Source organism: Treponema sp. HNW (genome assembly GCF_050320395.1).
In the GTDB taxonomy this organism is placed as follows: Bacteria; Spirochaetota; Spirochaetia; order Treponematales; family Treponemataceae; genus Treponema_C.
In genome coordinates this window covers 1,388,581-1,400,408 of sequence record NZ_CP144459.1, presented here as the reverse complement: position 1 = coordinate 1,400,408, position 11,828 = coordinate 1,388,581, and the positions used below count along the sequence as shown (strand labels likewise).

Genomic DNA, 11,828 nt, shown 5'->3' with positions numbered 1-11,828 from the left:
AAATAAATCAACCGCCGATAAGGCCGAATTTATGAACCGTGCGGCTTTCATACACGGTTCCCGCCTTTACGACAACGGAAGGAAAATCGCTTCTGTTCGGCGAATCGGGAAAAGCTTCGGTTTCAAGGCAAAAGGCGCCGTGTTTTTTGTACGGAAGCCCGTTTTTCCCCGAGGAAACATCCAAAAAATTACCCGTATAAAACTGAACGCCGGGACAGTCGGTGTACACGCTCATAGTGCGGCCGCTTACGCTTTCTTCAACTTCGGCGCATAAAAGCAGGCCCTTTGCCGCCCCTGCAGTACAAAGTTTATCCGTTTTATCGATACAAAAACAGTGGTCGTAGCCGCCGCCGGCTTTTTTTATATCCTGACCGACTGTTTTAAACACGCGGAAATCGAAGGGTGTTTTTTCGACCGGTGTTTTTTTAAGCGGAATCAAATCGGAATTGACGGGTAAATAAGAATCCGCATTTATGCGCATACGGTGGGATAAAATATCGGGTGCCCCCTCCCCCGCCAAATTATAATAGGAATGATTTGTAAGGCACACAACCGTATCCTTTTTTGCGGCGGCCTTGTAGCGGAAAATCAATTCGTTCGTTTTTGTAAGCGCGTATTCGACTTCGATTTTAAGCTTACCGGGAAAGCCCTGCTCCCCGTCGTGCGAGGTACGGGAAAAACGTATGCCGATTTCGTCCGGTTTTCGGTATGCCTTTGACTTCCACACCGTGCGGTTGTAGCCCTTAAAGCCGCCGTGCAGACAGTTTTTTCCGTTATTTGCATCCAAGCGGTATTCGGTTCCGTTTAAAGAAAAGCGCGCATTTGCGATGCGGTTTGCATAGCGTCCGACGCAGGAGCCGAAATAGGTATTCGTATCGTTGATATAACCTTCGATTGTGGAATAACCGAGTACGATATCTTCAAGCTTTCCCTGTTTATCCGGCACAAAGAGGCTTGTGATAATGCAGCCGTAATCGGTTACCGAAAAAGCCATTGAAGTATTGCTTAAGGTATACAAGGTAAGTTTTGTTCCGTCGGACAAAACACCGAAGCGGCGTTTTTTGATTTTCATAGGCCAGAGTATATCACATATCCGTGTATTTTGCAAAGTATTTTTTTTACAATACGCTTGTTTTTGTCACCGCAAAAACTTGACAGACAAAAAAACATTGTTTATAGTTTTCGGTATGCGTATAACGGGCGGACAATTAAAAGGACGTATGATAAAATGCCCCGACGGCATTATAAGACCTGCAATGGATAAGATGCGCGAATCTTTTTTTGCGATTTTAGGAGAGCTCGGGGGTAAAGCGTTTTTGGATTTATTTTCGGGAAGCGGAATAATCGCCCTTGAAGCCTCTTCGCGAGGTGCCGAGCGCATTGTCTTATGCGAAAAAGATAAGATAAAAATTGATACCCTGCTTAAAAACGTGTCTTTAAGCGAAAAAGAACTCAAGAAAAAAATTGAATGCCGCTTTATGCCGGTTGAACTTTTTATTAAGCGCTCAAAAGACTCATTCGACATTATTTTTTGCGACCCGCCCTTCCCCTACAAATTTCACGTCCAGCTTATACAAAGCATAGCCGATAAAAGCGCGACAAATGACGGTCTTTTAAAAGACGGAGGCACCGTCCTCATCCACCGTCCCGCCGAAGTCGACATGCCCGATACGGTGGGCTGTCTTACAAAAACCGATAAGCGCGTATACGGCCGTTCAATAATCGATTTTTACAAAAAAATGTTTTGACAAATCGGAACTATTGGTATAAAATATTAGTATACCATAATATAATAACGATAAAATTTGAGGAAAGAAATGACCTCCGATGTAAAAAAAATCAATTCGATATCAAATGCGGCTGCAGGAGGATTTATAAAAAGTTCCGATTCCCCTGTCGGTTCCCTGTCTTCCGCCCAAAAAGTGCTGCTTAACCGCAAAGGCAATGTTCTTTTTAATCAAGGCGATATACATAACGCTCAGCGTTTGTTTATAACAACAGGGTACTCCGACGGACTTACACGAATCGGAGATATAAGGCAAAAGGAGGGCGATTTTCTATCGGCCTTAAAATTATACATTCTTGCCCATAATAAGGGAAAAGCCGAATATATGTATAAAAAAATAGCGGCAACCGTGTCGTTTTATTTAAAAGACGAAAATCACTAAAAAAGGACAATTTTATGGAAACAGGTTTTTATACGCAAACCGATAAGGTTTCGGATGTATCCGCCGAATCGGTTACGGAACAAAATATAAATCAAAATATGCCGGAAGAAAATGAAATTGCCGAATTATCCAAAAAAGGATACGCGCTCATAAAGGAAAATAAAATAGAAGAGGCAAAACAGGCATTCAAAACCATCCTTGATACGGATGAAAACAATAATTACGCCCTTGTAGGCTTGGGAGACGCCGAACGAAAACAAAACCGCTTCAGCGATGCCGCCGACTATTATTCACGCTGTCTTGCCTCGCATCCGGGAAACAACTATGCCCTGTTCGGTCTTGCCGACTGCTATAAGGCGATGAATCAGTATCATAAAGCCATAGAGATTTGGGAGCAGTATTTAATTCACGACGATAAAAATATTACCGTACTGACCCGCGTCGCCGATGCCTACCGTAAAATACGCGATTTTAAAAAGTCAAAACAGTTGTACCTGCGCGTATTGGATATGGAAGCCGAAAACGCCTATGCCCTTATCGGCTTGGGGCACTTGCATTACGACTTTAAAGAATACCGCGACGCCCTCTATTATTGGGCTAAAATGCTTGAAGTAAACGAAGCGGCGGTCGATATTCGTGTTTTAACCTCAATAGGAAACTGCCACCGTAAATTAAAAACCTTTGATAAGGGCGTCTATTATTTTGAACGCGCTTTACAAATGGACGGCCGCAACTTTTATGCTCTGTTCGGTCTTGCCGATTGTTACCGCGGTATGAATCAGCAGTTCCGCTCGATTGAGTATTGGAATAAAATATTGGAACTCGACCCCAAAAACAAGGTGATATTGACCCGTACCGGTGACGCATACCGCAATATGGGCGATTATGTTACCGCGGCCGACTATTACAACCGCTCCCTCAATATTGAATACGATTTATATGCGGTGTTGGGGCTTGCCCTTATCAGTAAGGGAGAAGGCCGCTACGAAGAAGCTATTATCAGCTTAAGCCGCCTTATTCAAACCGATCCGAAAAACCACCGCCTCTATATCGACCTTGCGGACTGTTATATGAAAACAAACCGAAAAGCCGAAGCGGTGGAAGTATTGCAGGACTTCCAAAAACTCGGACTTCGAAGCCCGACCGTAACGGAAATGCTTGAAAAAATAAATGCCTAAAGAGCATACGGTTTAAATTACTATGATTGAAAAACCCGTTTTATCCGGCCTTTTGCCCGAGGACATAGCATCGCTTATGCCCGGCGAAGCTTCTTTTAAAGGAACGCAAATCTTCAAGTGGATTGCAAACGGCGCTCAAAGCTTTGATGAAATGACCAATCTTTCTCTTGAATTGCGCCGTAAACTCAACAGCGATTTTCTTATATATTCTTCATCGGTACACACACTGTTACGCGATCCGGACGGTACGCTTAAACTGCAAGTACGCTTACAAGACGGTTTAATGATAGAAGCCGTTTTGCTGTGTGACCGGGAGGGCCGTAAAACCGCCTGTCTTTCGACACAGGCAGGCTGTGCAATGGGCTGCACATTCTGCAAAACGGGAACCCTCGGTTTTGCCCGCAATTTAACCGCGGCGGAAATTGTCGAACAGTTTTTACAGCTTGAACGCAATGCCGGAACATTGCAAAATATTGTCTTTATGGGTATGGGAGAACCCTTGTTGAATTTGAATGCGGTGAGACAGGCCATTGCGGTACTTTCCCATAAGGCCGGACGCAATTTATCGGTAAGGCGGATTACCCTTTCAACCTGCGGCATAATTGAGGGTATATACGATTTGGCGGATAAGGGGCCCGCCGTCCGTTTGGCGGTTTCTCTTACGACAGCTGATCCGGAACTTCGCGAAAAATTGATGCCCGTTGCAAAGTCTCAGAGCCTGCACAATCTTGCCGATGCCATACGTTACTACAGTGAAAAAACGGGGCATCGCTGTACCTTGGAAGCGGCTTTAATGAAGGGTGTAAACACAGGGGAAAACAGTGCACAAAATCTTATCGGCTTTGCCCGCAGTCTTCCCGTCCATATAAATCTTATTCCCTGGAATCGGGTAGAAGGCCTTCCCTACGAAGCGCCGTCTTCAAAAGAGGTTGACTTTTTTTGCAAAGCATTGGAAAATGCAGGATTGAACGTAACGGTGCGGACAAAACGCGGTTCATCGGTTGCGGGAGCCTGCGGTCAGCTTGGAAAAACAAAGAGTGATACCGGGATGCCGGTTGCGTAAAACGAACCGTACGTACATCTATACTAAAAAGTCTCAAGGAGTTAAAAAGATGGATCAAAAGATTTACGTTGCAGGTATGCTGGGCCCGGATGACGAAAAAAAGATTTTTGAAGCGGTTTCCGTTATCCGGGGAGTATCAAACTGCACGGTAAGCTTTGAAAAAGCGCAGGTTGCCTTCAGCTTGGATGAAAGTGCCGCCGACTTGGATAAAATCAAAACGGCAATATCCTCATGCGGCTTTGATGTTTTAGGCTGAAAAAGCGGCAGAAGCCGGCGGCCCGGCGGACGCCGCTTTTTTAAAAATCTCTTTTCAATAATTGCGCTCGGCATAGCCGAGCCAGCCGCCGCTTTCGACAAGGGCTCGGTCGAAAGCATTTAAGCGGAAGGTATGCGAAGCGCTCAGTCCCCCCGCTCCGTTCAAACCGAGAGTACAGGCAGCACCTATTTCTATGCGGCAGGTACAGTTTTTTCCCGCAAAGGTATCGAATATTGAATTGACTGTTTGTTCGTCGAGTTCGGCGGCGAGCATTCCCCTGTTAAACATATTTTGGCGGAATATACGCGCAAAGTTTACCGCAACAACGGCATAGATGCCGTTGACTTCCAAGGCCCAGGGAGCGTGTTCGCGCGAAGAGCCGCAGCCGAAGTTGCTGCGCGTTATAATCACGCTTTTTTCGGCTATATCGGTTTTAGGATTAAAGCCGTCAAGCTTTAAATCTTCAAGCAAATACGGCTTTAAAGCCTGTTTTGATATTTCGGTTAAATAGCGGGCGGGAATAATTTCATCCGTATTGATATCCGACCTGTCCAAAAAAAGTACCTTTCCTTCAAACACTTTCATATCTTTTTCCTTTACCAGTCGGCGGTTATACAGCCTGCAAGAGAAGCGGCTGCGGCTGCGGCGGGGCTCATCAAATGGACGGTACCGCCCTTACCCATACGTCCGCTGAAATTACGGTTTGTAGTTGAAGCGCACACTTCCCCGTTTGCAAGCACTCCGTTACTCATGCCCAAGCAGGCGCCGCAAGTAGGGTTTGTTACGCAAAAGCCCGCTTCCATAAAGATGTCTATAAGCCCCTCGCTCAAGGCTTGGCGGTATACGGCAGGCGTTGCGGGCGACACAATGGAGCGCACATCGGGATGCGGCTTTTTACCGGCGGCGAGAGCTCTTTGTAATACCGAAGCTGCAATACGTAAATCGCTTATGCGTCCGTTTGTACAGGAACCTATATACACTTGATTTATCTTTGTGCCTTCCATTTCGGTAAGCGGTTTTACCCGGTCGGGCTTATAACCGAAGGTACACACGGGCTCAAAGGCCGATACATCAAAGTCGTAGACTTTTTCGTACAGGGCATCGGCATCGGATGTCCACACGGAAAAGGCTTTGACAGCGGCTTCTTTGGAATCGAATTCGTCTTTGATAAAGGGCCATAAATACTCTACCGTTACCTCATCGGGCATACAGATACCGGATGTTGCCCCCGCTTCAACGGCCATATTGCACAGGGTCATGCGTTCTTCCATCGACATTGACTTTACGGCATCTCCGGTAAATTCCATAATGCAGTTTGTGGCGCCGTTTACGCCGATATGGGAGATAATATGGAGTATCACGTCTTTAGCGTAAACCCTTTCTTTTAAACGGCCGTTTAAGCCTATTTTAATCGTTTTAGGCTCATAAAAAGCGCAGACACCCTTTAACACGGCAACTTCAAGGTCGGTTGTGCCGACTCCCGCGGCAAAGGCTCCGAAAGCTCCGTAGGTACAGGTATGGCTGTCTCCCATAATGACCGTAAAGCCGGGATGTACAAAACCCTTTTCCGAAAACAAAGCGTGGCAGACACCGTTTGAACCTATATCGAAAAAATCCCGTATCTTATTGCGCTTTGCCCAATCGCGCAGGATTTTTCCCTGTTCGGCCGTTTTTGAATCCTTGGCGGGAGTTACGTGATCTATAACCGCCTTTATTTTTGACGGATCGAACACGGTGTCCTTTCCCTTTTCCTGCAAATCCATAATCGCAACGGGAGTGGTGATTTCGTGGCAAAAAACCCGATCCAGTTTTAACACACACATATTATCGAAGGGCTTATCTACAAGATGAGCATCGAATATTTTTTCGGCTATTGTTTTTCCCATACCTGTCTCTCAAAATTTTATGTATACTAAAGTCTTGAAGTATTTATAAAGCTTTATGGAAAAAAAGTCAAGAAACGGGGGAATGAGCTCTTGAAAATTCTTATGCGGGGATATAGAGTGTGCATTACGGAAGGAACATATGGAACAAAAGGTGTACGGAAATTCGGTCAGCGAAAAAAAACTGCGTATCGGAACGTTTTTTTCAAAATATTATGCACGGAAATACGGCTTTGAAACGGAAACACCGCCTGAACTTACAGCGGTTCCTCATACGGGAGGTTATGACGACTTCGGCTTAATGGCGGTTACCGAAAAAAAAATCGTCCCCGAAGCGGAGCGAAACGCCTTTGACGAACAAAAAGGTATTATGCTCGGTACGATGCGTATGGGATTCGGCCACTGCAGAATCGCAATTGCCCTCGCCTCGGCTGCAAAACATGCAGGTCTTATTCCCTATTGGTTCGATATGCTTTCTTTTCCCGATACGGCTGCGGGAAAAACCATACGGAGTATGGAATATTGGTACAACTTGGGCTCACGCGTATCCCAGCATTCACGTTTTTTTAACAACTTTTTTTGGGAAAAAATCACTTCGACCGCTGCCCAAAAGCTTTCGGCATCATTAAAAAATGCGGCAATGGCCGATATGTATGCCGCTCTTTTCCGTGATATTCCCGCCGATTTTCCGCTTTTATCCACTCATCCCTGGGTCGGCCACGGGGCTGTCAGAGCCGGATTAAAAAACACTATTACGGTAGTTCCGGATAATTTTCCCCTCGCCTTCCACATTGTAGAAGGAACGACACATGCGGTACAGTCGCCTTCAACCTTTATGGGATACAGAACCCTGTTTGCAATGGGTGATACGGATTCCGGTATACAAAACTGTATGCCCGCCTCGGATATTTTTGAAGCGGGGCATTTTGTGGATCACGAAATCGTGTCGAATATAGAGTACGACTGCGATTTGCGGCGCAAACGCATGAAAGACGGAAAGGCCCGGCGCTTTTTACTCAGCATGGGCGGAGCCGGTGCCCAGGTAATGAAATTTGCAGAAATCGCACGCAAAGGAAAAGGCGCCATCGAAAAGGGAAAGGCCGCTTTATGCATCAATATGGGAGACCATAAGGGAAGATGGGCTTTGCTTGAAGAAGAATTGCGTTTAAGCGGTATTCGGTATACTATGCACACCGACCGGAAGCAAACCATAGCCTTTATAGATGAAATACGCGAAGGAGACCTGCAAGGCGTACATGTTTTTTTGCACGACGATTTTTATGCGGCCGTTTATACGACAAATCTGCTTATGCGCGTATGCGATGTACTGATTACCAAACCCAGCGAATTATCTTTTTATCCGGTTCCTAAACTTTTTATTCACCGCGTAGGACGTCATGAAGCATGGGGTGCAATCCGAAGTTCCGAATGCGGAGACGGAACGATAGAAACATCCTCCCCGTCGGGCTTATACAGAACCTTGGATGTTTTAACAACCGATACGGATCTTTTGGATCTATACTGTACACATATTATTAAAAACGCAAAAGCGGGCATATATAACGGGGCTTATAATATCATAAAGCATATCCGCCGCGGTAAACAAAGACGCTGATATCGGAGTAAGTCTATGTCGGGAAATACATTCGGTACGATATTTCGGGTAAGCACATTCGGTGAAAGCCACGGAGAAGCCCTGGGAGCTGTAATTGACGGCTGCCCGGCAGGAATTCCTATCACGGTTGAAGATATACAATATGAATTAAACCGAAGAAAACCGGCGGCCCTTTTTACCGCCGAAGACGGCACGGAGGTGATAAACCCCGCCGTTACAAGCCGCGTCGAAAAAGATGAGGTGCGGATTTTAAGCGGCGTTTTTGAAGGAATAACGCTGGGCACTCCCATTGCCCTTGAAATAAAAAATACGGGCGCACGTTCTTCGGATTATGAAAAAACGGCGGATACCTTCCGTCCCGGTCATGCCGACTACACATGGCATAAAAAATACGGTGTACGCGATTACCGCGGCGGAGGCCGCTCATCGGGAAGAGAAACCGCAGCCCGGGTTGCGGCCGGAGCCGTTGCGCGCACGGTATTAAAAGCCGGCGGAAACATAGATATAAACGCGTACACGGTACAGGCTGCCGGAATTAACTGTCCGGCAGATGTTCTTCCGCCTGTAAAACCTCTTGATAAAAAAAAGCTTGAACAAAATCCGCTTAAGGTTCCCGACGCAAAAACCGCGCAAAAAATGCTTGAACGTATAGAAGAGCTGCGTAAAAAAGGCGACAGTGCAGGCGGTATTATTGAATGCCGTATAGAAGGAGTACCCGCAGGCTGGGGAGAACCGGTATTCGATAAACTGGATGCGGAAATTGCAAAAGCCGTCTTATCGATAGGGGCCGTTAAGGGAATCGAATTCGGTTCGGGATTTGCATGCTCCGCAATGACGGGAAGCGAATGGAACGATGCAATGCGTATCGAAAAGCAAAATGCGGGTGCCGCCGCCTCCGACCGTGTGCGTTTCGAGACGAATAATGCAGGCGGTATACTCGGCGGCATTTCCGACGGAAACACGATTGTATTCAGGGCCGCCGTAAAACCCGTTCCGAGTATTTTTGTGCCGCAAAAAACGGTAAAAGCCGTTACAACGGGTGCAATGTACGAAAATACCGAGCTTGTAATCGAGGGAAGGCACGATGTATGTCTTTGCCCCCGCATTATTCCGGTTATAGAAGCGATGACGGCAATCTGCCTTACCGATATGTATCTGCGCAATAAAAGCGCGCATATAAAACGACTTTTTTGACACTGACGGGAGAAAGACTATGCCGAAAAAAAAATCAAACAGAATCGGATTTTTATACATAAAACACGTTTTTTTTGCCTTTCTTTTTATCATTATGGTATGTGCCGTTTTTCTCGCTTATTCCGTATATACCCTGAATAATCCGAAGCCCGCTTCACTTACAGCGGACAAGGAAAAGGCCTTTCAAACAGCCGCCGAACGATACCGCCCCGCCCCTGTCGTCCCCCTCTTTTGGAAGCCCGAAAAAGCGGGGATAGAAAACATACACATAAACGCCGCATCGGGTATTTTGGTCGACATAAAAAGCGGCAGTATTTTATATGAAAAAAATGCAGACCGTATAATTCCTCCCGCTTCGATGACAAAACTTGCCGCTATGTATACGGTTTTTCAGGATATAGCGGCGGGAAAGGTATCCCTTGACGACAGGGTACCGCTTACAAAAAACTCATGGGCGGTAAATGCACCTCCGGGCTCCTCCCTTATGTTTTTAGCCGAAGGGCAAAGCGTCAGCTTACGGGAACTGCTTTTGGGGCTTGCCGTTGTTTCGGGAAACGATGCGGCAACGGCGGTTGCCGAATATATTGCAGGTTCGCAAAGCGCCTTTGTCGAGCGGATGAATGCGGAAATGAAAAAGCTCGGTTTAAAACATACGCGCTTTGCGGATTCTTCAGGCTACAGCGAGCTCAACAGCACCACGGCACGGGAATTTGCGGTTTTTTCCCGCGCCTATTTAAAATTGTATCCGGAGTCCTTACATGAATTTCACTCGGTAAAAGAATTCGGCTATCCCGCATCGAACCCGATTATTCAAAAAAACACCAATCCCGCCCTCGGTATTATAGAAGGGGTAAACGGCCTTAAAACCGGCTTTATTCCGGAATCGGGATATAACCTTGCACTTACCGCAGAGCGCGGTTCTATGAGCATTCTTTCGGTTACCCTCGGAGGACCGGGTAAGGGAACAAAACAGGGCAATCAATACCGCTTGGAAGACGCCCGTACCTTAACATCTTATGCATTCGATAATTTTCAAAGCGTAGCGGTTGAACGGGGACTGTCCGTTCCGCTCGGTGTTGCATGCGGAAGACAACGTTCTCTTTTTGCCCGGGAAGCCGTTTTTTCCGCCTCAAAAGAGGCACAACAGCCTGTCATTATCCTTCCCGCCTCTGCTGCGGAATTAAAGCGCGGGTTTGTTTTAAAAAACAAAAGCTGCCTCAGGGCCCCCTTAAAAGCGGGGGACATTATCGGCAAAGTCGTATACAGTGCAGGCGGTTTGACGGTAAAAGAAGTTCCGCTTATAGCCGACCGCGATATAAGCGAGGCGGGTTTTATAAAAAAACTTTTCGATAAAATCGCCTGTAGAATTATGAATTTGGCACCGCCGGATTTACCTGCGGATAATTTTTCTTGACAATAGAGCTTCAATCTGCTAGTGTAAATTTAAAACAAATAATAAGGAGGATTACATGAAAAAGGTATTGGCGGCAATGTTGGCATTTTCTCTTTCGTTATGCCTCTTTGCCAAAGGCGGCGGAGAAAAGACGGCAGAGAAAATTACAATAAGATGGGGTTCAGTGCATGCGGATACTCATCCTGCAACAAAAATGATGATGAAAGTCATCGAAAAAGTTAATGCCCAATGTGAAGGTGTTAAAATTGAAGGCTATCCCAACGGACAACTCGGTTCATCGAGAGATCTGGTTGAAGGCGTTCAAGTCGGTTTGGTTGACATGTGTACGGAAGGACCTGCACAGTTTGCAACAAGCGGCGTTGCCCTTGCGGATTTGTGCGAAGCCCCCTACCTGTGGAAAGATGTTGCTCACATGAGCAGGGCCCTGAACGGCGGTTTCGGCGACATGATTAACAAGCAGTTTGCTGAAGTCAATGTAAAGATGCTCGGTTCGTTCTATTACGGCACAAGACAACTTTCTACAAACAAACCTATTTCTTCGGTAAAAGATATGACCGGTATGAAAATTCGTGTACCGGAAAGCACCCTCTACCTTGAAATGGTTAAGTCATGGGGAGCCAAGGCAACTCCTATCAATTTTAATGAATTGTATCTTTCGCTCCAGCAAAACGTTGTTGACGGACAGGAAAATCCCGTTACTACATTTAACAGCGGTAAATTCTATGAAGTGCAAAAATACATAAATATTACAAACCATATCATTTGTCCGAATATGATTTTTATCAACAAAGATGTATGGAATAAGGTTTCCGCAAAGGATCAGGCTGTTATAAAAGCCGCGGTCGCTGAAGCTATTGCATGGCAAGACTCCGTTGTTTTGGCTGCGGAAAAAAGTCTTTTGTCCGAACTTGAAAAAAAAGGCGTGAAAACGAGCAGGCCCGATGTTGAATCTTTTAGAGCCGTCACCGCCCCCGCCGTACAGGCTGTTTTTGCAAATAAATGGGGAAAAGATACTTGGAGTTATATACAGGGTCTTTAATTCTTTAGAATAAACCCG

General features: G+C 46.1%; 12 protein-coding genes. 9 read left to right on the top strand and 3 right to left on the bottom strand.

Features of this window, described 5'->3' with window-relative positions:
• Nucleotides 1-7: 7 nt before the first annotated feature.
• Entirely contained in the window at nucleotides 8-1,072 is a 1,065-nt protein-coding gene (locus V1L52_RS06425; protein WP_428771770.1) for an aldose epimerase family protein, read from the bottom strand.
• A gap of 115 nt (nucleotides 1,073-1,187) precedes the next feature.
• Between V1L52_RS06425 and rsmD the strand changes: the two genes are divergently transcribed.
• The 5 genes from rsmD to V1L52_RS06400 all read left to right on the top strand — a co-directional run bounded on the left by rsmD (nucleotide 1,188) and on the right by V1L52_RS06400 (nucleotide 4,665).
• Nucleotides 1,188-1,748, top strand: a complete 561-nt coding sequence (gene rsmD, locus V1L52_RS06420) for a 16S rRNA (guanine(966)-N(2))-methyltransferase RsmD (protein ID WP_428771768.1) — start codon at nucleotides 1,188-1,190, stop codon at nucleotides 1,746-1,748.
• Nucleotides 1,749-1,817: 69 nt separating this feature from the next.
• Nucleotides 1,818-2,168, top strand: a complete 351-nt coding sequence (locus tag V1L52_RS06415) for a hypothetical protein (RefSeq protein WP_428771766.1) — start codon at nucleotides 1,818-1,820, stop codon at nucleotides 2,166-2,168.
• 98 nt (nucleotides 2,169-2,266) lie between these two features.
• A complete protein-coding gene (locus V1L52_RS06410; RefSeq protein WP_428771792.1) occupies nucleotides 2,267-3,346 on the top strand; it encodes a tetratricopeptide repeat protein in 1,080 nt (359 codons plus the stop codon).
• A 22-nt stretch (nucleotides 3,347-3,368) separates the two neighbouring features.
• Entirely contained in the window at nucleotides 3,369-4,409 is a 1,041-nt protein-coding gene (gene rlmN, locus V1L52_RS06405; RefSeq protein WP_428771764.1) for a 23S rRNA (adenine(2503)-C(2))-methyltransferase RlmN, read from the top strand.
• A gap of 49 nt (nucleotides 4,410-4,458) precedes the next feature.
• The gene (locus V1L52_RS06400; protein ID WP_428771762.1) at nucleotides 4,459-4,665 is read left to right on the top strand and encodes a heavy-metal-associated domain-containing protein; all 207 of its coding nucleotides are present in this window, start codon (nucleotides 4,459-4,461) and stop codon (nucleotides 4,663-4,665) included.
• 54 nt (nucleotides 4,666-4,719) lie between these two features.
• On the opposite strand, the gene V1L52_RS06395 is transcribed toward V1L52_RS06400, so the two are convergent.
• Both V1L52_RS06395 and V1L52_RS06390 read right to left on the bottom strand, forming a co-directional pair.
• Complete coding sequence (locus V1L52_RS06395) at nucleotides 4,720-5,250, bottom strand: 3-isopropylmalate dehydratase small subunit (protein ID WP_428771760.1); 531 nt, start codon at nucleotides 5,248-5,250, stop codon at nucleotides 4,720-4,722.
• Nucleotides 5,251-5,261: 11 nt separating this feature from the next.
• Nucleotides 5,262-6,551, bottom strand: coding sequence for a 3-isopropylmalate dehydratase large subunit (locus V1L52_RS06390; protein ID WP_428771758.1), 1,290 nt, complete (start codon nucleotides 6,549-6,551; stop codon nucleotides 5,262-5,264).
• A gap of 139 nt (nucleotides 6,552-6,690) precedes the next feature.
• Between V1L52_RS06390 and V1L52_RS06385 the strand changes: the two genes are divergently transcribed.
• Genes V1L52_RS06385 through V1L52_RS06370 form a run of 4 tightly spaced genes read left to right on the top strand, consistent with a single transcriptional unit; the run spans nucleotide 6,691 to nucleotide 11,810 of the window.
• Nucleotides 6,691-8,163 (top strand): DUF6938 domain-containing protein, encoded by a 1,473-nt coding sequence (locus V1L52_RS06385; RefSeq protein WP_428771756.1) that lies wholly within the window; start codon nucleotides 6,691-6,693, stop codon nucleotides 8,161-8,163.
• Between the two features lie 15 nt (nucleotides 8,164-8,178).
• A complete protein-coding gene (gene aroC, locus V1L52_RS06380; protein ID WP_428771754.1) occupies nucleotides 8,179-9,357 on the top strand; it encodes a chorismate synthase in 1,179 nt (392 codons plus the stop codon).
• Nucleotides 9,358-9,376: 19 nt separating this feature from the next.
• A complete protein-coding gene (locus tag V1L52_RS06375) occupies nucleotides 9,377-10,771 on the top strand; it encodes a D-alanyl-D-alanine carboxypeptidase family protein (RefSeq protein WP_428771752.1) in 1,395 nt (464 codons plus the stop codon).
• Nucleotides 10,772-10,826: 55 nt separating this feature from the next.
• Entirely contained in the window at nucleotides 10,827-11,810 is a 984-nt protein-coding gene (locus V1L52_RS06370; RefSeq protein WP_428771750.1) for a DctP family TRAP transporter solute-binding subunit, read from the top strand.
• Nucleotides 11,811-11,828 lie beyond the last annotated feature (18 nt).

Coding starts and splice junctions, on each gene's coding strand:
- V1L52_RS06395 (WP_428771760.1), bottom strand. CDS start 5,250: ATGAAAGTGTTTGAAGGAAAGGTACTTTTTTTGGACAGGTCGGATATC.
- V1L52_RS06385 (WP_428771756.1), top strand. CDS start 6,691: ATGGAACAAAAGGTGTACGGAAATTCGGTCAGCGAAAAAAAACTGCGT.
- V1L52_RS06415 (WP_428771766.1), top strand. CDS start 1,818: ATGACCTCCGATGTAAAAAAAATCAATTCGATATCAAATGCGGCTGCA.
- V1L52_RS06400 (WP_428771762.1), top strand. CDS start 4,459: ATGGATCAAAAGATTTACGTTGCAGGTATGCTGGGCCCGGATGACGAA.
- rlmN (WP_428771764.1), top strand. CDS start 3,369: ATGATTGAAAAACCCGTTTTATCCGGCCTTTTGCCCGAGGACATAGCA.
- aroC (WP_428771754.1), top strand. CDS start 8,179: ATGTCGGGAAATACATTCGGTACGATATTTCGGGTAAGCACATTCGGT.
- V1L52_RS06390 (WP_428771758.1), bottom strand. CDS start 6,551: ATGGGAAAAACAATAGCCGAAAAAATATTCGATGCTCATCTTGTAGAT.
- V1L52_RS06425 (WP_428771770.1), bottom strand. CDS start 1,072: ATGAAAATCAAAAAACGCCGCTTCGGTGTTTTGTCCGACGGAACAAAA.
- V1L52_RS06375 (WP_428771752.1), top strand. CDS start 9,377: ATGCCGAAAAAAAAATCAAACAGAATCGGATTTTTATACATAAAACAC.
- V1L52_RS06370 (WP_428771750.1), top strand. CDS start 10,827: ATGAAAAAGGTATTGGCGGCAATGTTGGCATTTTCTCTTTCGTTATGC.
- rsmD (WP_428771768.1), top strand. CDS start 1,188: ATGCGTATAACGGGCGGACAATTAAAAGGACGTATGATAAAATGCCCC.
- V1L52_RS06410 (WP_428771792.1), top strand. CDS start 2,267: ATGCCGGAAGAAAATGAAATTGCCGAATTATCCAAAAAAGGATACGCG.